General features: G+C 47.6%; 17 protein-coding genes. 12 read left to right on the top strand and 5 right to left on the bottom strand.

Going from position 1 to position 19,179, the window contains the following annotated elements; translation table 11 throughout:
* Positions 1-2 precede the first annotated feature (2 nt).
* Positions 3-3,155 carry a multidrug efflux RND transporter permease subunit OqxB gene (oqxB, locus tag ABIB59_RS07875; RefSeq protein ID WP_039079367.1) on the top strand — a complete coding sequence of 1,051 codons (3,153 nt, stop codon included), beginning with the start codon at positions 3-5 and terminating at the stop codon, positions 3,153-3,155.
* A gap of 69 nt (positions 3,156-3,224) precedes the next feature.
* On the opposite strand, the gene oqxR is transcribed toward oqxB, so the two are convergent.
* Together oqxR and ABIB59_RS07865 are read right to left on the bottom strand one after the other, a co-directional pair.
* Positions 3,225-3,704, bottom strand: a complete 480-nt coding sequence (oqxR, locus tag ABIB59_RS07870; protein ID WP_354034843.1) for an efflux pump transcriptional repressor OqxR — start codon at positions 3,702-3,704, stop codon at positions 3,225-3,227.
* 316 nt (positions 3,705-4,020) lie between these two features.
* Entirely contained in the window at positions 4,021-4,539 is a 519-nt protein-coding gene (locus tag ABIB59_RS07865) for a DUF2569 family protein (RefSeq protein ID WP_354034841.1), read from the bottom strand.
* A 234-nt stretch (positions 4,540-4,773) separates the two neighbouring features.
* Here ABIB59_RS07865 and catA point away from each other — a divergent pair, with 234 nt between their 5' ends.
* Complete coding sequence (gene catA, locus ABIB59_RS07860) at positions 4,774-5,439, top strand: type A chloramphenicol O-acetyltransferase (protein WP_125124852.1); 666 nt, start codon at positions 4,774-4,776, stop codon at positions 5,437-5,439.
* On the top strand, positions 5,414-5,746 hold the full coding sequence (locus ABIB59_RS07855) for a CPCC family cysteine-rich protein (protein WP_354034839.1): 333 nt from the start codon (positions 5,414-5,416) through the stop codon (positions 5,744-5,746). The genes catA and ABIB59_RS07855 overlap by 26 nt, the downstream gene beginning before the upstream one ends.
* Before the next feature lie 54 nt (positions 5,747-5,800).
* On the opposite strand, the gene ABIB59_RS07850 is transcribed toward ABIB59_RS07855, so the two are convergent.
* A complete protein-coding gene (locus ABIB59_RS07850) occupies positions 5,801-6,286 on the bottom strand; it encodes a GNAT family N-acetyltransferase (RefSeq protein ID WP_354034837.1) in 486 nt (161 codons plus the stop codon).
* 777 nt (positions 6,287-7,063) lie between these two features.
* On the opposite strand from ABIB59_RS07850, the gene ABIB59_RS07845 reads away from it, so the two are divergent.
* The 3 genes from ABIB59_RS07845 to ABIB59_RS07835 all read left to right on the top strand — a co-directional run bounded on the left by ABIB59_RS07845 (position 7,064) and on the right by ABIB59_RS07835 (position 8,820).
* Positions 7,064-7,759 carry a hypothetical protein gene (locus ABIB59_RS07845; protein WP_354034835.1) on the top strand — a complete coding sequence of 232 codons (696 nt, stop codon included), beginning with the start codon at positions 7,064-7,066 and terminating at the stop codon, positions 7,757-7,759.
* A 407-nt stretch (positions 7,760-8,166) separates the two neighbouring features.
* Positions 8,167-8,607 carry a GNAT family N-acetyltransferase gene (locus tag ABIB59_RS07840; protein ID WP_107224384.1) on the top strand — a complete coding sequence of 147 codons (441 nt, stop codon included), beginning with the start codon at positions 8,167-8,169 and terminating at the stop codon, positions 8,605-8,607.
* A gap of 69 nt (positions 8,608-8,676) precedes the next feature.
* Complete coding sequence (locus ABIB59_RS07835; protein WP_354034965.1) at positions 8,677-8,820, top strand: hypothetical protein; 144 nt, start codon at positions 8,677-8,679, stop codon at positions 8,818-8,820.
* A 5-nt stretch (positions 8,821-8,825) separates the two neighbouring features.
* On the opposite strand, the gene ABIB59_RS07830 is transcribed toward ABIB59_RS07835, so the two are convergent.
* Positions 8,826-9,431, bottom strand: a complete 606-nt coding sequence (locus ABIB59_RS07830; RefSeq protein WP_039079390.1) for a TetR/AcrR family transcriptional regulator — start codon at positions 9,429-9,431, stop codon at positions 8,826-8,828.
* 143 nt (positions 9,432-9,574) lie between these two features.
* Here ABIB59_RS07830 and ABIB59_RS07825 point away from each other — a divergent pair, with 143 nt between their 5' ends.
* On the top strand, positions 9,575-9,976 hold the full coding sequence (locus ABIB59_RS07825; RefSeq protein WP_079496650.1) for a RidA family protein: 402 nt from the start codon (positions 9,575-9,577) through the stop codon (positions 9,974-9,976).
* Between the two features lie 1,252 nt (positions 9,977-11,228).
* On the opposite strand, the gene ABIB59_RS07820 is transcribed toward ABIB59_RS07825, so the two are convergent.
* The gene (locus tag ABIB59_RS07820) at positions 11,229-12,224 is read right to left on the bottom strand and encodes a LacI family DNA-binding transcriptional regulator (RefSeq protein WP_132438812.1); all 996 of its coding nucleotides are present in this window, start codon (positions 12,222-12,224) and stop codon (positions 11,229-11,231) included.
* A 266-nt stretch (positions 12,225-12,490) separates the two neighbouring features.
* Between ABIB59_RS07820 and ABIB59_RS07815 the strand changes: the two genes are divergently transcribed.
* From ABIB59_RS07815 to ABIB59_RS07795, 5 genes are all read left to right on the top strand, one after another.
* On the top strand, positions 12,491-13,729 hold the full coding sequence (locus tag ABIB59_RS07815) for an MFS transporter (protein WP_132438982.1): 1,239 nt from the start codon (positions 12,491-12,493) through the stop codon (positions 13,727-13,729).
* Between the two features lie 19 nt (positions 13,730-13,748).
* The gene (locus ABIB59_RS07810; RefSeq protein WP_354034832.1) at positions 13,749-15,185 is read left to right on the top strand and encodes a glycoside hydrolase family 32 protein; all 1,437 of its coding nucleotides are present in this window, start codon (positions 13,749-13,751) and stop codon (positions 15,183-15,185) included.
* Positions 15,186-15,277: 92 nt separating this feature from the next.
* Positions 15,278-16,561, top strand: a complete 1,284-nt coding sequence (locus tag ABIB59_RS07805) for an OmpG porin family protein (protein ID WP_354034830.1) — start codon at positions 15,278-15,280, stop codon at positions 16,559-16,561.
* 15 nt (positions 16,562-16,576) lie between these two features.
* On the top strand, positions 16,577-18,070 hold the full coding sequence (locus ABIB59_RS07800; RefSeq protein ID WP_354034828.1) for a family 43 glycosylhydrolase: 1,494 nt from the start codon (positions 16,577-16,579) through the stop codon (positions 18,068-18,070).
* A 12-nt stretch (positions 18,071-18,082) separates the two neighbouring features.
* The gene (locus ABIB59_RS07795; RefSeq protein ID WP_354034826.1) at positions 18,083-19,096 is read left to right on the top strand and encodes an OmpG porin family protein; all 1,014 of its coding nucleotides are present in this window, start codon (positions 18,083-18,085) and stop codon (positions 19,094-19,096) included.
* Positions 19,097-19,179: the final 83 nt, after the last annotated feature.

Below are 19,179 nucleotides of genomic sequence, written 5' to 3'. Positions count from 1 at the left end.
ACATGGACTTTTCCCGCTTTTTTATCGACAGGCCGATTTTCGCCGCGGTGCTGTCGATTCTGATTTTCATTACAGGATTGATCGCTATCCCGCTGCTGCCGGTCAGCGAATATCCTGATGTCGTACCGCCCAGCGTTCAGGTACGCGCGGAGTATCCCGGCGCAAACCCGAAAGTGATTGCAGAGACCGTGGCGACGCCGCTGGAAGAAGCGATCAACGGCGTTGAAAACATGATGTACATGAAATCCGTTGCCGGCTCTGATGGCGTACTGGTCACCACCGTCACCTTCCGTCCGGGTACTGACCCCGATCAGGCGCAGGTTCAGGTGCAAAACCGCGTATCACAGGCCGAAGCGCGTCTGCCGGAAGATGTGCGGCGTTTGGGTATCACCACCCAGAAACAGTCGCCGACGCTGACGCTGGTGGTGCATCTGTTTTCACCCAACGGTAAGTACGACTCCCTGTATATGCGTAACTACGCCACGCTAAAAGTGAAGGATGAGCTGGCCCGTCTGCCGGGCGTTGGTCAAATCCAGATTTTTGGCTCCGGTGAATACGCGATGCGCATCTGGCTGGATCCCAATAAAGTGGCGGCACGTGGGTTGACCGCATCCGATGTGGTAACGGCAATGCAGGAGCAAAACGTCCAGGTTTCCGCCGGGCAGCTTGGCGCCGAGCCGCTGCCGAAAGAGAGCGATTTCCTGATCTCCATTAACGCCCAGGGTCGCCTGCACACGGAAGAAGAGTTTGGCAATATTATTCTGAAAACGGCGCAAGACGGCTCGCTGGTCCGCCTGCGTGACGTGGCGCGTATTGAAATGGGCTCCGGCAGCTATGCGCTGCGCTCCCAGCTTAACAACAAAGACGCGGTCGGGATTGGTATCTTCCAGTCACCGGGGGCCAACGCCATCGATCTGTCTAACGCAGTGCGCGCCAAGATGGACGAACTGTCGAAGCGTTTCCCGGATGATATGAAGTGGGCGGCCCCTTACGATCCGACGGTGTTTGTTCGCGATTCCATTCGCGCAGTTGTGCAAACGCTGCTGGAAGCGGTGGTGCTGGTTGTGCTGGTGGTGATTCTGTTCCTGCAAACCTGGCGCGCGTCGATTATTCCGCTGATCGCGGTGCCGGTATCGGTGGTGGGTACGTTCAGTATTCTCTACCTGCTTGGCTTTTCGCTGAATACCCTGAGTCTGTTCGGGCTGGTGCTGGCTATCGGTATCGTCGTGGATGACGCCATCGTGGTGGTGGAAAACGTTGAGCGAAATATCGAAGAGGGGCTGGCTCCACTTGCGGCGGCGCATCAGGCGATGCGTGAAGTCTCCGGGCCGATTATCGCGATTGCACTGGTGCTGTGCGCGGTGTTTGTGCCGATGGCGTTCCTCTCCGGGGTGACAGGTCAGTTCTATAAACAGTTTGCGGTGACGATCGCGATTTCGACGGTGATCTCGGCCATCAACTCGCTGACGCTTTCACCAGCGCTGGCTGCCCTGCTGTTAAAACCGCACGGTGCGCCGAAAGACTACCCTACCCGCCTGATCGATCGTCTGTTCGGCTGGATTTTCCGTCCGTTTAACCGCTTTTTCCACCGTAGCTCGGACGGCTATCAGGGGCTGGTTGGCAAAACGCTCGGACGCCGTGGCGCGGTGTTTGTTGTCTATGTGCTGCTGCTCTGCGCCGCGGGCGTGATGTTTAAAGCCGTCCCCGGCGGGTTTATTCCGACACAGGATAAGCTCTATTTAATTGGCGGTGTGAAAATGCCGGAAGGCTCTTCGCTGGAACGCACCGATGCGGTGATCCGCAAGATGAGCGAAATCGGGATGAATACCGAAGGCGTGGATTATGCGGTCGCCTTTCCAGGGCTGAATGCATTGCAGTTCACCAATACGCCAAATACCGGGACGGTCTTTTTTGGCCTGAAACCGTTCGATCAGCGTAAACATTCTGCTGCGGAAATTAACGCGGAGATCAACGCGAAAATCGCGCAAATCCAGCAGGGCTTCGGTTTCTCCATTTTGCCGCCGCCGATATTAGGGCTGGGTCAGGGTTCTGGCTATTCGCTTTATATTCAGGACCGCGCCGGGCTTGGCTATGGCGCGCTGCAAACCGCGGTGAACACGATGTCCGGTGCGATTATGCAGACGCCAGGAATGCACTTCCCAATCTCCACCTACCAGGCTAACGTGCCGCAACTGGATGTGCAGGTTGATCGTGATAAGGCGAAAGCACAGGGCGTGTCGCTGACCGATCTTTTCGGTACGCTGCAAACCTATCTGGGGTCGTCGTATGTCAACGATTTCAACCAGTTCGGTCGTACCTGGCGCGTGATGGCGCAGGCCGACGGGCCATACCGCGAAAGCGTGGAAGATATTGCCAATTTGCGTACCCGCAATAATCAGGGCGAAATGGTGCCGATTGGCAGTATGGTCAATATCAGTACGACTTACGGGCCGGACCCGGTGATTCGTTACAATGGCTATCCGGCGGCGGATCTCATTGGCGATGCCGACCCTCGCGTACTCTCCTCCTCACAGGCGATGACGCAACTGGACGGAATGTCTAAGCAGATCCTGCCCAATGGGATGAATATTGAATGGACGGACCTGAGCTACCAGCAGGCCACTCAGGGTAATACGGCGCTGATCGTCTTCCCGGTCGCGGTTCTGCTGGCGTTCCTGGTTCTGGCGGCGCTGTATGAAAGCTGGACGCTGCCGCTGGCGGTGATCCTTATCGTGCCGATGACCATGCTGTCCGCACTGTTCGGCGTCTGGCTGACCGGCGGCGATAACAACGTGTTTGTGCAGGTCGGTCTGGTGGTACTCATGGGGCTTGCCTGTAAAAACGCCATTCTGATCGTGGAGTTTGCCCGTGAGCTGGAAATCCAGGGCAAAGGAATCATGGAAGCGGCGCTGGAAGCTTGTCGCCTGCGTTTACGCCCGATTGTGATGACCTCTATCGCCTTTATCGCCGGGACGATCCCGCTGATACTCGGCCACGGCGCGGGGGCGGAAGTGCGCGGCGTCACCGGGATCACGGTGTTCTCCGGTATGCTGGGCGTGACGCTGTTCGGTCTGTTCCTGACCCCGGTGTTTTACGTGACACTGCGTAAATTCGTCACGCGCGGTAAAGTGGAAAGAGAGGTTTTGCCAGCCTGAGTCACTGTTGCAGATAACAAAAAACCGCCTTCACTGTGAAGGCGGTTTTTTTTCGCAATATGAAAAGTATTAAAGCGCTTTTTTAAACCGATCATTCAGTTCAGGCAGCAGATCGCACCCGCTGGTATCGGCTTTTTTGACCTTTTCCAGCGCGCTTGCCACGGTATGGCGAGCGAGTACATCTAACGACGCCTGCTCCGCTTCATCGGCAATCGATTTGAAATACCAGCACGCGTTGGCACTGACCACGCAGCGGGCCGGTATGTCGGGGCGCGACGCCCACAGCTTTTTATCTTCGATGACCGAAAGGTAGATATCGCGCAGGGTGATCTCTTCGGGCGGACGACCAAGATGAATAGAGCCATTGCGGCCAAGCGTAGAGACGATAATCCCATCACGCGTGAGAGGCACCATTAATTTACGGATAAAGCTCGGGTTTGCTTCCAGACCGTAGGCCAGAATCGCACTCGTCGAACGTTCACCCAATTGCTCCGCCATCGCTACGCTGAGAACCATCTGCAAAGCTGTCGGGAAGCGGTAATCTAACATTTTATTGTCCTGGGTCGCGGTGAATCTTGTTCTTTTTGGCACCGCAGAGGTGAATAACCAATGAGCAATAATATAACAAATACAGTCTTTTTTTTGAAGCAATCAACGCGTGACCTGGCCCGTAAAAAAGAGTTTCCACGTATGACAGAGATGTCATTCAATGCCAGATGACGACATAATCTGGTAAGAATCAAAAAAATCCTCAAGCGTGATCGATACAGGCCAGAGCCTTTTCATGCCTGACCTGATTTATTTGCAAATGGAAACGATCACTTCATGCAACCAATATGCGCCAGGAACGGGGGCATATATGATATTACCAAATGAACGTCTTTTTAACCCGAACCGAAAAACGGAAGTACGGTATCCATATGCAGGCGAAAATTATGTATCTGACAATAGGCATAATCATGTCGAAATTCAGCGCAAGAGGCGCGAATAAGTATGAAGTGATGGCCCGGTCAATCATCATGATCGTGATACTGGCAACAAGTAGCACGCTAAACGCCAGAGGTAACGCTCTCTTTTTACGCACAAAAAGAGACGTAACATAGATAACCAGGAGCAGTAAAATCAGGTTAATCCCAGCGGCAGTAAAAAGATAGGATGTCTGGTAAACAGGAATACGACCGAGCATGTTCGTACCCAGTTTTAATGTCACTATCAGAGACGTGAAATAATCGTAGGCCATGAGCAAAATATTGAGGAGTGGCAGGAACAACAGGCCACCGATTTTTCTGTACCGTTTTTCCTCACATTCAACACAATATTCAAGGTGTTGCGCGATCTCCTTATCACAGGTTAAGCAGGTCCATTTGAAAGAGGTCTCCGTCATTATTCATCCTTTTTAGTGTGTTCGCTCTTAACGAACTTGCTTCATTCCAGGATGAGTTAACGGCTAACCGTGAAGATTCTTTAGGGTGATTGCGTTTTTACCGTTGGGTGCAGAGTAACACGAGTATAAAAACGCCCTGCCCGTGCGAAATGGCCATGGCCCCGCAAGCTTGATTAGTTTATGAAAAAATCTTAGGCTACCCTTTAAAATATAATGGATAATCAAAGGTTAAAAATGAAAAATATAACTCCGGAATATACCGTTGTCGACTTATCGCGCTGGGCAAGGAAAGAACATTTCGACGCATTCCAGAGCTTCGCGCAGTGTACATTTAGCCAAACTGTGCAAATCGATATTACCGCGCTGCTAAAACATATTAAGGAGGTCGGCTGGAAATTTTACCCCACGATGATTTTCCTCCTTGCAAAAATAGTGAACAGGCATGCGGAATTTCGTATGGCCATCAAGAACAACGAGCTTGTTGTATGGAATGACAGCCATCCAGCCTATACGATTTTCCATGATGAAACGGAGACCTTTTCGTCATTATGGAGTCATTACGACGGTAATATTCACCACTTCCAGAACGCTTTTTCAGAAGACGTGGCGCGCTATCGCAATAACCTTTCCTATCTGCCTAAAGAAGAGTCGCGGGAAAATATATTTTTTGTATCGGCTAATCCCTGGGTAAGTTTTACCGGTTTTAATATCAATGTTGCCCATATGCAGAACTTTTTTGCCCCCATGTTTACCCTTGGTAAATACTACACACAGGGTGACAAAGTCTTGTTACCCCTCGCCGTCCAGGTACATCATGCCGTCTGCGATGGTTTCCATGTGGCACGATTGATCAACGAGTTACAAGAGATGAGTGATGACTTGTCGCACTATTCAGAGTAACGCAATAGCTGATGCGCCCGACATTTTTTGTATGGAGTTGGCAATAAGGAGAGCAGATGGGAAAATCTCAACAACCAGGGACAGTGGAAAAATGAAAGAAAATAAACACTCTCCCTGTTTATGCTGCGGTAAGAGAACGCTCGAAGAGAGAGGGAATTATGAAATTTGCGCCGTCTGCGGATGGGAAGATGATCCCGTGCAGTCCGCAGATCCTGATTTTGCGGGTGGGGCTAATCCGTTAAGTTTACATGCGTGCAGACGGGCGTGGGCGGCTGTTCAACGTAATAAGCCAACGCAGTCTGAATAGCCATTTCGCTTCGGGTTCGAAGCGGAGATATTGCATGATACACAGACCTGTTTATTACACGGCCCGTTGCAGAATTTCGCCGGGCAGACCGTCAAAATCTCTGAATTCATGTGTGATAAAACTGTTCTTCATCAGGATCTTTTTTGATGCCAGGTTCGCAGGATCGATAATCGCAATGAGTGTAGAGATTTCAGGGTTTCTGCAGGCCTGCTCGACCAGTATTGTGGCAACTTTGCTCGCAATACCAAGCCCCCAATATTCCGGTAGCAGCATATAGCCCAGTTCGGCGGTCTTCGATTGGTCAGCCACAGATGCCAGTTTGGCGAGGCCGATAAAATTACCCTGCTTATCATCCGTGATTCGGTAATAGCCCAAATCTGAATGGCGGGCATTCTCGTCGAGTATGAGTTTAAAATCACGAGAGGCCTCATCACAGGGAATGGCATGTTCTGTGATCATCGCCATAACATCGATATTACTGACAAGTTTTAAATAATCCGCAGAATCTATTTCAGAAAACTTTTCCAATAACAAATCCATTTATTACCTCATAAAACCATTAGCAGCCAAAGTAAATATCGCATTACTCTATCTGCATGAAGAGCAGTATTGGCATTGTATCAATATGAATGCACTTTCAAAATTGATGGGGCCAAAACCGTTTTTTACATATGCTCTTTTCTGGTACGAAACAGCTATCCCCGGCAGGCGAAATCAGTATGTCCATTTTTATTCAACCGCCCCTTCGCTTAAGCTGCGCTCAAATCCGTCACCAGCAGCACGGTTCTTACTGAAAGCTCCCTGATGTCGCTCAGGTAACGAATGTTTAAGCGAAATTTTTCAGTCAAACCGTTGAACTAACTTTTTCTAACCTCCGACGCCCTGCACCCTGTTTATTCACCGGTATATCAGGACTAGCAGACTCTGTGGGGGTGGGAGGTCTGTTAAGCGCGAGGAGCGGAAGTTCTCGATTGTTCTCATAGAGAAGGAAGGTGCTCATCATACCGGAGAGGCGTATAAACTATCACAGACAGTTTCAGGCTCGCAAAGTAAGATCGTTATGTAGATCCGTATGATTTCGAGCCTTTTGGCCCTGAAATTCAACAGATGTTAGCTTATAATGGTGTAGTTTTGGTCACGGGAACCTGAAGCAATCCCGCAATAAAAAATATTGGGAAAGTAGCGACAAGAAATGAATATAGATTAACTGAGAAAAAAATTTGCAAAGCTTAGTTGATATTTAATCAGATAGTGCAACGCTAATTAATAATGAAACTGTAACTTAATATAGTTTCAAAGTGAATGATAGGAGCCGCAATGAATTACAATATCTATATTACTGAGGGATATCCATCCTTGCTTAACCTGGATAATACCTCAGGGTTGTATTCTTACTTTGCGATAGATCCCATTTGTGAGAATGACAAGATCGTTGTGAGTGCCAAATATCTAGAAATAAATGCTGATAAAGATCTTTGGTGTTGCCAGGCCATTGATGAAAACCCTCAGGGAGTAATTGCGAAAGTTGCTGATAGATTTGTTTCTGAAAATTCATTAGTATCATTCTTGTTGAGAAGGGCTAAAATAGTTGCCGAAGGGGATGTTACATATTGTATGTGTCTCAATAATGTAAAGGAAAAAATTTTTCATTCCCTTCCCATATCTTTCACTATTGGGAGTAAATATATTTGGCTATCAGGAAAGAGTTTGGATTATGCGGATTTCAATATAGGGTTGTATATCTTTTTCTCGGGTAGTTTATATCTTCATTTTGAGGACAGAGATATTATATTGCAGATGGAGAATTTTAAAAGCAACTTGAATATGGAAGACGTTCAAATCATTAATAAGTCGCAAGATATATTCAACAGAAAGAGAGATATGTTCATTGGACATGAGGTCTTTAATAATAAAAAATCACCTTTTTTTGATTTCGATTTTCTAACGAGCTACTTTGCGCATACAGAATATACAAATTTAGCGTTAAGAGATTTTCGAGATGATTTTAATTAATCAACCCTTCTTAACTATATATGCGCGCCCGCTGATTTCTATAATTAAAACAGAAGGTAATACATGATTTAACGCTGCCATGACCCATAGCCTTCCTCATTGTGATCAGATTGCAAATATACCACCCAGGCGGATCATATGCTTTTCGATATTTGTCCAGTTCACACCGTAACCTTCGCGATATCCGCTTTTTGCATACAGAAGAAACTCATGTCCGGCAAGGTCAGTAGTGAGCCAGAAGTGGGCATCACATCAAAATCCATAATGGATGACAGCAGGTTGGGTAAGCCTGTTTCCTGGACGGCTATGTTGAATTGTCTTTTTCCTCGTGTGGTTTGCAACTTTTATTGATTTGATTGATGGAATCTGGATATTTTTGTTGAACCCCACCGAAGGAAATGATCACAATGATTTTAATAAGATCGGCAGAATCAAAAGATATTCCCTCTCTAAAAAAGCTTTTTCTACAGTTGGGCTATCAGACAGACACTGAGAGCTTAGAACAACGTATCTGTGAGACGCAGAGTACGCTTTGTACTTTAGTGGCTGAATTAGATAAGGAAGTTTGTGGAGTTGTTGTTATAAACTTTATCACACCTGTTCATGAAAATAACTTATGGGCATTAATTTCAGCTCTGGTCATAGATGAGTCGTCACGTGGGGCGGGGATAGGCCAGCAACTTCTGATTGCCTCTGAGCGCATGGCCCTCGATAAAAAATGTTCTCAGATTGAGCTTTCAAGCAGTGAAAGAAGAACCAGAGCGCATAAATTTTATGAAGATAACGGATACAAAGAAGTAAGGAAGCGCTTTGTAAAGCTCCTTGCTAATTTGCCCGAGGTTTATTAACCCTGCAGGGTGATAGCGCAGTCCGCGCCAGCCACAAAGCGGACAAACCGACTGAACAAAAGGCCCGCTATGAGCGGAGCCAATATCACGCATGCCTTTATCGTGGCGCTTCTGGCGATGGCGGTATGTCTGGCGGCAGGCGCCGGACTAAGTATCCGGCTTATCCGGCGCGCCTCTGGTCTCCCCTCAGATCCGGCCAGCCGCATCCCATAGCGATCTTAGTGCGATTCGCCTGAATGATGACGTAACCCGCTGGCAAGCAGCGTAAACACCTTAATAACGTCTGGCAGTCTCTTTTGCGGAGCGTCGCTCGCGGCTATCAACAGTGCAGCATTGAGCGCCGCTCCGTTCAACAGATGCGCAGCGGCCGTTGCATCCATCTCTTTGACGACCTTGCGTTCAATCATGCTTGTCAGGGTTTGTCGGGTGGATTCAAGGCAGCTATTCTGGCTGGGCCATTGAGCGGGATCGCCCAGGAAAGCCGGGCCGTCAAGCAGGACAATACGCCTCACTTCGGGGTCCAGCGCCATCTGAATGTAGGCAATACCTTCGGCCAGCAATCTCTCCCAGTCATCGCTGGCTGTTGCGGCAGCGGCTTTTGCGCGCTGAGCCATTTCGCTATCTATCTGAGTGACGACCGCGGCAAGTAACCCCTTTTTATCACCAAAGGTGTGATAAAGCGCACCGCGTGTCAGACCCACACTTGCGGTTAATTCATCCATTGATGCATTAGCAAAGCCTTTTTCTGCAAAGGCCTTACGCGCGGCTGAAATCATTTTTGCGCGATTTTCTTCCATCGCCTCGATTCGGCGGTTAACAGCCATACCCTCTCCTTTTTGACATACATCGCGTATCTCACTTGACATACGTGATGTATGTGATAATCATTACACATACATCACGTATGTTAAATCATTCCATCCTGTATTGCTTCATCTGCACTATCTATTTGAAAAGAGGAAACCCTGTGATTCAACGCGAACCTGTTTTTCCTGCTCATCGCCATGCTCTCTATAATGAACACGGTTATTCCGCCGCGATCCGTTCTGGCGACTTACTGTTTGTTTCTGGTCAGGTCGGAAGCCGGCCAGATGGCACGCCGGAACCCGATTTTGCCGCTCAGGTCCGACTTGCCTTCGATAACCTGAAAGCGGTTCTTGATGCTGCTGGATGTACCTTTGATGATTTGATTGATGTCACGACCTTTCATACCGATCCCGAGAATCAATTTCCCGCCATTATGCAGGTTAAGCAGTCTGTTTTTCCGCATCCCCCTTATCCAAACTGGACTGCTGTTGGCGTCAACTGGCTTGCAGGATTCGATTTTGAAATTAAGGTAATTGCCCGAATTCCTGCGCATCAGTCATAACCAGAGGAAACAGGGCGACGACCGCTTCTGACGCGGGGAAACCATATGCGGGAGCAGGTGCGTTACATTGGACTTTCCCGCAGATTATTCCTTGCTATCTCACGGCGATATGAAGCGGATATTATCGTCCGTCAATACTACCCCGACCGCATGTACGCACCTCTTTCGGGGGGTGCCTTCGAAGCATAATGATTGTTTATTGCGTAGAGCGTACATTTCGGTGCTCCGCTGCTTTGTTGGCTTGAGCAGATCGTAAGGGCTGTTGCGGCCGCTTCGTCGCTGGCCCAATAGGCCGCCCCCCAGTACCCCTGCGTATCGGTCGCGGGTGGGTTTGCTGCGCCAGTTTCGATAACCGCAAATCCACCCGCCGACATACCGACCAGCATCGCGTTATCGAAGGATGCCCATGAATCCCGACGCACAGCGCCAGGCGCCGCAACCATATTTTGGACGTCCTGTTTTCCGGCCCGCAGATGAAAAGGTTTCATGCACGAATACCCTGTATATTCTGCCGTGCCACTGGACTGACATATCCGTGCCGCAGCACAACCACAGCAGCATATTCGTGGCATGCAAATGTGATGGTTGCGAAGGCGTATCGGTTTGGGTTCAGCGTCCAGCGACCAAACTTGGCTGTCCCTGTCGTTCCATTCGTGATTAACACGACCGCTAAAGACTTATTACTGACTGGCCGAGTGACAAACGTATCAAGTACCGCAGGCCGACCATTGCTTAATGTGACTTATAGCGTCAGAAGTTCCCTGATAATCCCGTCAATTTACTGATGTTCAGCGGTGTCCATTAAAGATTCCGTGCGCCCAGGAAAACTGATGGTGGACACCACTAATGACAAAAGAGAGATGCAGGGTGAGTGATAATACGGCTTAACATCGAAAGATATCCGTATTTGACCTGAGATATACTGCTTTGCAATTATGTACTGGCAGGTAGAAACGCTAATTCCGATAGCGCCTTTGTATTTATGACTTATATTTCTTAATCCATCAGGTGATGGATGAAGGATATTAAGATAAGCGAATATTTACGGTGAATATAAATAGATATAAAAACAGCCGTAAGTGAGGTTTAGGCACACATTCGTACTACAACTCAATAAAAGGCACCGCGTTACCCTTGATTGAGGATAGCGTTGCCTTGCCCTCTTCAACTCACGATATTCATTCCCTCACAATGCCCTGTCTGATGAACAAGCAGCTTATGAGGAATGAGGAATCTTCCTGTTCATTACTTCTCAAAAGGACTCGCGAACTAACCAGGGACTATCAACCAGTACCCTTTCGTTGCTCTCATCACCGTTAATGATGTGCAATGTACTCAGCCGACCAATTTCATAGTGCGGTAACTGTACCGTTGATAAAGGAGGCAAAAACAGGTTGCCAATCCCTACAAGGTTATCGTAGCCAATAACGCCGATATCTTGTGGGATACGTATCCCTCTCGCCAAAAGGGTCTGATACACCATAAATGCAATACGGTCGTTACCGCAAATAACCGAATCAAACTGCGGTTTCCCTTCATGAATATGCGCTAACAGAATGTCAGGAATATCACGATAATGTTCATCGCCAAATTGCATATAACAATGATCCAGCGTGTCAGGATCAATTCCTGCCTCGCGACAGGCTCGCTCCAGCCCTTTTCTGCGACGGGAAGTTGCCAGGTGATTGGCGGGCAGATGCAAACAAATTGGCCGACGGTACCCTGCATCCAGCAACGCTTGTACTGCAGTATATTGCCCCTGTTCATCGTCAGGGATATAACAGGCAACAGGCTCCCCTTGATTCTGACAGTTTGCCAGCACACAGGGATGCGTAAGTAATTTGGGCGGGACGCGCACTTCGCGCAGCCCCATGGTAGTGAAAATGATACCCCCGGGTCGGTGCGCGAGGAGAAGATCGACAATATCGTCAGGATTATCATCAGAGAACATATTCACCACGAAGCTGTTCCAGCCGTGTGCGCGGGCAGTCTCCTCAATTGACAGTGTAATTTCTACCGAAAAGGGTGTGGTTACCGTATCCAGTGCGAGGACGCCAATCGTTTTATTTTTCGTTCCGACACTACGGATCTGTTTTGCTGACAGATCGGGTACGTAGTTCAGATGCAGAATCGCCTCCTGTACCCGCGCAAGCGTCTCAGGCTTTACGCGTTCAGGGTTATTCAGTGCCCGAGAAACGGTCATTAACGATACATTAGCCATTTTGGCCACATCTTTTAAAGACGCCATAACCTTCCGTTTAGCATAAACACGCCTCAATCCTCGTTGCGTAAGCGAAGCTTCACAATAAAGATTATCCATAAAAATGAACTCATTATTCTAAGCATTGAGCCTGGGATTTTGGGAATTTGGAACAAAAATTTGACACAGATCTCAAAACACCAATGTTAACGTTAACCTTTGTGATTAACATCGTATATCGACCCAAAAAGCGGTGTGGGTAACGCATGTTAACGTTACCATCAACACATATAATCCGCTATGAGATTTCTCAGATGAAAAAACGGTCTTCTCGCAACTATTTGCTGCTCAGCGCCCTGTTGTTCTTTTTCTTCGTCACCTGGTCGTCATCCAGCTCGCTTCTTTCAATATGGCTTCATCAGGAAGTGGGATTAAAAGCCTCTGAAACAGGTATTATTTTTTCCGTCTTATCGGTCTCAGCCCTGGTCGCTCAGGTGTTCTACGGTTTTATTCAGGACCGTCTTGGCCTGCGCAAAAACCTGCTGTGGTTTATTACGGCCCTACTGATCCTCTCCGCCCCCGCTTATCTCTGTTTTAGCTATTTGCTCAAGCTTAATATCTTACTGGGCAGCATTTTTGGTGGTCTGTTTATTGGCATGACATTTAACGGCGGTATCGGCGTGCTGGAGTCATATACCGAGCGTGTTGCACGTCAAAGCCATTTTGAATTTGGACGGGCTCGCATGTGGGGCTCTCTGGGTTGGGCCGTCGCAACATTTTTTGCCGGGCTGCTGTTTAATATTAACCCTGACCTTAACTTTATAGTGGCGTCATGTTCTGGCATGGTCTTCTTCTGTCTGCTGGCCCGGTTAAAAGTTGCCGCTCCGGCGAGCATGGAGAAACTGGAAATTGGGGCTAAAAAAGTCTCCCTCGATGATGCCTTACGCCTTCTTATGTTACCTCGTTTCTGGGCACTTATTTTCTTCGTGGTCGGAACCTGTATTTACGGCGTTTACGATCAGCAATTCCCGGTCTATTTTTCTTCGCAATTTCCTACCCTGAAGGAAGGAAATGCCATGTTTGGTTATTTAAATTCATTTCAGGTTTTTCTGGAAGCGGCAGGGATGTTCTGTGCACCGTGGCTGGTTAATCGGATTGGCGCCAAAAATGGGCTTATTTTCGCTGGGATGGTGATGGCGCTTCGTATGATCGCCTCAGGCCTGGTTGAAGGACCGCTGCTCATTTCAATTACAAAACTGCTGCATGCCGTTGAGTTGCCGATATTGTTGGTTGCAATATTTAAATATAACAGCCTGAATTTCGATAAGCGTTTATCTTCCACCATTTATCTGGTGGGATTTGCCTGCACGAGCTCCGTTATTGGCACCGTGTTATCACCACTGGCGGGCTTCAGCTACGAAAAATTTGGCTTTGCCCAGTCTTATCTGATCATGGGCATTATGGTGTTCTGCACCACATTTATTTCCATCTTCCTTTTGCGTCCAAATAAGCCCTCAACTGAGCAATCCTTTTTACAGCCAGGCGCTGTGTAATTTATCGGGAGAAATGACAATGACATCCTTATTAAAAAAGGCCGAAGAGACGCTTGAAAAAGCACATGCTGGAATTAATCCCCGCTGGTATCCACGCTATCACCTCGCCGCACGGGCTGGCTGGATGAACGATCCTAACGGGCTGGTATGGTTTGACGGTTGGTACCATGCATTCTATCAACATCATCCCTATTCAACAAAATGGGGACCGATGCACTGGGGGCATGCCCGCAGTAAAGATTTAATTCACTGGGAACATCTGCCTGTTGCCCTTGCTCCGGAAGGTCCGGCAGATAAAGACGGCTGTTTTTCCGGCTCCGCTGTAGTGGTTGGCGATACGCTGGCATTGATTTACACCGGACATAAATTCCACGGCCCGTCTGATACGGATGACAACCTCTATCAGGTGCAATGTCTGGCAACCAGTGGTGACGGTATCCATTTCGAACGTCACGGAATGGTCATTGATACACCTCCAGGACTGCATCATTTCCGTGATCCGAAGGTATGGCGTGAAGGGGAATTCTGGTACATGGTTGTGGGCTCACGCGTGGGAGATACCGGCCAGGTACGCCTTTACCGTTCAGCCGATCTTCATAAATGGTATGACGAGGGCATTTTTGCCGAGGCTGAACAAGGTATGGGCTATATGTGGGAATGCCCTGATTTCTTTACCCTGAACGGCAGGCGTGTGCTGATGTTCTCTCCCCAGGGCATGGCGGCTAAAGGTTATCAAAATCGTAACCTTTTCCAGAGTGGATATTTGCTCGGTGAATGGCAGCCAGGTCAGCCGTTTATACATGACGGACAATTCATTGAGATAGACAGCGGTCACGATTTTTATGCCCCGCAAAGTTTCCTTAGTCCCGACGGACGTCGAATCGTCATAGGGTGGCTGGATATGTGGGAATCACCAATGCCGGAGCAGCAGGATGGCTGGGCGGGTATGCTCTCCCTGCCGCGCGAATTAACCTTAGGTGATAATAATCGCCTGATTATGAAGCCCGTCGAAGAAGTGTCAGCCATGCGAGGGAGTTATTTTCCTGTCCCAGTCCATTGCCTGAATAATCAACAGGTATTTGTCGCTGCAGATGCCGAAGCAGTAGAATTAATCCTGCAATGGAGCTGTAACGAGTCTGCCGCAGAACAGTATGGTGTTACGCTGGGAGATGGATTACGCGCTTACGTTGATAACCAAGCTCAGCGTCTGGTGTTAGAGCGCAATTATCCTGATTTCTCGCTGACTGGAACGCGTAGCATTCCCCTGCCCGAGGGCAATATACTTTCACTGCGAATGTTTATTGACCGTTCGTCCGTCGAACTTTTTGTCAATGAAGGCGAAGCCTGTTTAAGCAGCCGAATTTATCCGCAGCCAGAGCAACGCGATATATTATTATTTGCAAATAGCGGAACCGCTGTGTTGAAAGAGGCAGGATACTGGTCAATGGATAAATAATTACGCTCGATCTCATATTACTTTTCATATTGTGTATTTTTTGTGCCAGTCTCTGGCTGGCATTATATTGTCTGAAATAACGAGATAGAAAAATGGATGAGAAATTAGCACAACATAAAGCCCTAATTAAAAGCAGGACAAAACCATCTTCAAAGGAAAAAGCACTGGCGCTATTTTTATCCTTTGTTTCTTTTCCAGCCTTCGCCGAAAACAATGCAGAGATATCGGATACTTATACCGGGAACTATCAAAGCTATTTTCACGATGAGGATGACAGCCTTCAACGCAGACATTCAACAACAAAAACCGATGCTCAACATTCAGCAACGCACATCTCTTCCTCCCCAGTAAAGGAAGGAACAGCAACGGTACAGCCGTCTCCATCAGTACCTGCGGCACTTCCTTCTGAGGCCAGCAGCACGACATTAACAGAAAATCAGACTGTTGCAGCAAACAATTCTGACGATGTAAGTCTATTACGCTTGAGGCAGGAAGCCCCGCCGGTTCACTGGAATAATATCGGACGCAATATGGAAGCTGGCGGTCTGCATGGAAACATCGGCAGCCAGATAGAAATTGATGATGTCCGCTGGAATAATAAAAATAAAAACAGCGGTAAATTCAAGCTTGCAACCATTCAGACTTTTTTGAGACATGATGAATTACCGAACTGGTACTTTGGCTTCTGGAATGCCAGGGAAGACAGCTATAAAGGACAATTCAGTAATCAGGACTACAAAGGAACGAACACTATTAATGAGCTTTTTGTCGGCCATATTTTCGAGACCTGGCGCGGGAATATCGGCACAGAAGTGATGGTTGGTTCCGAGACGGCAACGAAGCGCTGGAAAAACAGATTCAAAGTCTGGCAGGACTTGCGCTTATCGAATAAATGGAGTATCGCCGGATATTCTTATGGTGAATATCAACCTCAGGGTAACCAACCCGGCAATGGCGACCTTGAGCAGTATATTTTTGAGACTGAACCTGCAATCCAGTACCGAGTGAATCCGGATCTCGGTTTATATTTACGCCCGTACTATTACTATAACCGGCAGGTGCGTGAAAGCTGGGGTGATATTGTTGAGCAGGAGTGGAAAGTGACTGCCGGATTCTGGCGAAACTGGTATCCATTGTTAACGTCAATGTATATAGGCTTCGGACAGGACAAAATTGAGAACGCCAGTAATGCCAAAGAACTCTTTTACGATGGCCGCTACAAATTTATTGGCGGCACTATCAGCTATCCCGTCTTTGGTGAAGTTCGCCTTTATGGTGAATTCAAAGCGTCATTCACGAAAGAAACAGGACTCTGGACATACACAGGTCACTCCTGGAATCCTTTCACTCTCGTTGGTGTGACTTATAACTTTTGATACTCAGGGTATAACATGAGAACTTTTATTACGGCGACGTTCGTCGCTCTGCTGGCGCTTTCTGTCGGAAATACCCCCGCGTATTCACAGATGTCTAAAGAAATATTACAGAACAAAAGCGTCAATCAGGTTAATGACTTTTTTCCGCGCATTGAAGGGTCATTTATTGGCGATCCGATGCCTGTCTATAACGAAGGTGTATTTAATATTTTTTATCTCAATGATGTGCGCGGCGGCAGCGATTTAGGCGTACATGCGATTCACCTGCTCTCCAGCGCCAACTTATATAATTATCAGAACCATTCAGAGGTTATTCCTTACGTTAATGATGTCAATGATCCAGAGCTGCTTTTAGGGACTGGCTCCATTATCAAAGTTGGCGATACCTGGCACGCATGGTATACCGCACATAATGAAAACGTATTTCCGGTTGAGTCAATCATGCATGCCACCAGTAAAGATCGTTTTCACTGGGTCAAACATCCACAGGATACCATCCTGCCGGGCACTAACTATCGGGGCAATGACTTCCGCGATCCGCATGTTGTCTGGGTTGATGAAAAGAAAGAATACTGGATGCTGATCACGACCCGCAGCAAGGGTCGCGGCATTATCGCGCGTTATAGCTCAACGGATTTAAAAACCTGGAGAGATCGTGGTGTATTTTTTGACAACGACACCATCACCAGTAATTCAAACCTTGAATGCCCGACACTTGTCTTCTTTAACGGGCGTTGGTATCTGAGCTTTAGCGATCAGTGGCCACTACGACTAACACAATACCGGGTTGCGGACAATCCAGAAGGTCCATGGCATAAGATGGATAATTATGTTGTGGATGGCTCAGGCTTTTATGCAGGTAAATTGGCAATTAAGGACGGACGTTTATTTGTGTTTGGATGGATCCCGACAAAGGCAGGAAACAGCGATAGTGGCAATATCGACTGGGCAGGAAACCTCGTCGTCCATGAATTGACCGCAGGTATAAAAGGCCAGCTCAACAGCATAATTCCACAAGAGCTTCAGAAGGCGATAAAAGATAACCGTGGGCCGGTTCAGATGATAAAACCGATTAAAACGCTCAAGACGTCAACACAATTTGGTCCCTTACAATCATCCATTTATCCGTCTTTACCCAGGCGTGGAGAGTTGTCCGCAACGGTGGATATTCCCTCTTCGGGAATGGCCATGAGCTTTGGGCTGACAGATGACCGCGTGAGTGACGCGACGCTGAATGTTGTGTTCAACAGAAGTAAAGGTAAAGTCTATTTCTTTAATTCTCCTTTGGCATCGATTAACCAGAGTAACGCTGAATCCTGGGTTGATATTCCGCTCGGTGAAAAAATTAATTTACGCGTGCTTATACAGAACTCAATTGCTGTTTTTTATATTAACGACAAAGCGGCATTTAGCACCCGGATGTATGCCATGCCGGACAAACCATGGAGCATCAGTTTGCCTCAACACGATAGTCTCCACGCACAATTGCAATTTAAAGAAATGATCTAAAGGGATATTATTATGAAATATCATCATGCCCTGACTGTTATTTTTTCACTTATGCTCCCGACGCTGGCAAATGCAAGCATGAGCATCATGAAGGATTTATCGGGCAAGGTCATTGCCGTTGATCCGTGGTCCTATCTTGATGAAGACGTCATGTGGACATCAACACGCTCCTCTAATCCTGCAGGCGGACGCGTTCATGGTCAGCTTAAAATGAAATATGCAATCGAAGATAATAACTGGCGAAACAGCCATTTCCACAGCGGGAATGATTCTCTCACTTTCGTTCAGGGAGTTATGCGTAATGACGCTTTACCCGGTTGGTATCTGGCATTTTCGGAAGGCAGAACCACAAATTATAATGGAACATGGGAAAACCAGACCTATCTCAGCCAGAACCAGTGGACACAACTCATTGTCGGCCATGAATATTTCTACAAACGTCTGCGCTATGGCTGGGACGTTATGGGAGGAAGTGCCTCAATTGAAGATCGCTGGCAGGCACGCGTCAAATTCTTTACCGATCTGCGTGTAACAGACAATTTTTCGGTCTTCAATTATCTTTACCAACAGATTGATCATCGTCCTAGCGGAGGTTCACAAAATGACCGTGACGTCCGTTCATTTCAGGCCGAGCCCGGGGTTCAATATATTATCAACAACACTACCGGTGTTTGGTTACGTCAGAAATTTGCCTCCTCTGTGTTAGACAGAGCGCAGTGGGGTGATATCGATGATAAAACCTGGACGACCTCAATGGGTATTTGGCACAACTGGGGGAAATTATCAACGACATTCAGCGGGGGATATGGACATTATAAGAAAAATAATGCCCAGCGCGAAGATGGTGAAGTCTTCCAGAATACCAGAAACCGCTTCCTAAAAGTATCGGCTAATTACCCGCTGACATCTCGATTTACACTCTCCGGAGAGATAACAGGTTCATTAATTAATCAGAGTGGGAGTTGGGTAACTAACGGTGATGCCATCACCACCGATTATAAAATCATGTTGGATTACAATTTTTAAAGTCATTTTTATATAACTCCAGCGAAACAAAGAAAGCACATATATCGCCGTGCCGGTATATGTGCTTCCTTACCCCCGGTCAT

Origin of the sequence: Citrobacter sp. UYEF32, assembly GCF_040546205.1 — a bacterium.
GTDB classification, from domain to species: Bacteria; Pseudomonadota; Gammaproteobacteria; order Enterobacterales; family Enterobacteriaceae; genus Phytobacter; species Phytobacter diazotrophicus.
The sequence above is the reverse complement of the archived record's forward strand: the minus strand, read 5'-3'. Positions and strand labels throughout refer to the sequence as shown.

Coding starts and splice junctions, on each gene's coding strand:
- ABIB59_RS07800 (WP_354034828.1), top strand. CDS start 16,577: ATGAGAACTTTTATTACGGCGACGTTCGTCGCTCTGCTGGCGCTTTCT.
- ABIB59_RS07845 (WP_354034835.1), top strand. CDS start 7,064: ATGAATTACAATATCTATATTACTGAGGGATATCCATCCTTGCTTAAC.
- ABIB59_RS07810 (WP_354034832.1), top strand. CDS start 13,749: ATGACATCCTTATTAAAAAAGGCCGAAGAGACGCTTGAAAAAGCACAT.
- ABIB59_RS07820 (WP_132438812.1), bottom strand. CDS start 12,224: ATGGCGTCTTTAAAAGATGTGGCCAAAATGGCTAATGTATCGTTAATG.
- ABIB59_RS07795 (WP_354034826.1), top strand. CDS start 18,083: ATGAAATATCATCATGCCCTGACTGTTATTTTTTCACTTATGCTCCCG.
- ABIB59_RS07865 (WP_354034841.1), bottom strand. CDS start 4,539: ATGACGGAGACCTCTTTCAAATGGACCTGCTTAACCTGTGATAAGGAG.
- ABIB59_RS07855 (WP_354034839.1), top strand. CDS start 5,414: ATGACTTGTCGCACTATTCAGAGTAACGCAATAGCTGATGCGCCCGAC.
- ABIB59_RS07815 (WP_132438982.1), top strand. CDS start 12,491: ATGAAAAAACGGTCTTCTCGCAACTATTTGCTGCTCAGCGCCCTGTTG.
- ABIB59_RS07805 (WP_354034830.1), top strand. CDS start 15,278: ATGGATGAGAAATTAGCACAACATAAAGCCCTAATTAAAAGCAGGACA.
- ABIB59_RS07835 (WP_354034965.1), top strand. CDS start 8,677: ATGAGCGGAGCCAATATCACGCATGCCTTTATCGTGGCGCTTCTGGCG.
- catA (WP_125124852.1), top strand. CDS start 4,774: ATGAAAAATATAACTCCGGAATATACCGTTGTCGACTTATCGCGCTGG.
- oqxB (WP_039079367.1), top strand. CDS start 3: ATGGACTTTTCCCGCTTTTTTATCGACAGGCCGATTTTCGCCGCGGTG.
- ABIB59_RS07840 (WP_107224384.1), top strand. CDS start 8,167: ATGATTTTAATAAGATCGGCAGAATCAAAAGATATTCCCTCTCTAAAA.
- ABIB59_RS07830 (WP_039079390.1), bottom strand. CDS start 9,431: ATGGCTGTTAACCGCCGAATCGAGGCGATGGAAGAAAATCGCGCAAAA.
- oqxR (WP_354034843.1), bottom strand. CDS start 3,704: ATGTTAGATTACCGCTTCCCGACAGCTTTGCAGATGGTTCTCAGCGTA.
- ABIB59_RS07850 (WP_354034837.1), bottom strand. CDS start 6,286: ATGGATTTGTTATTGGAAAAGTTTTCTGAAATAGATTCTGCGGATTAT.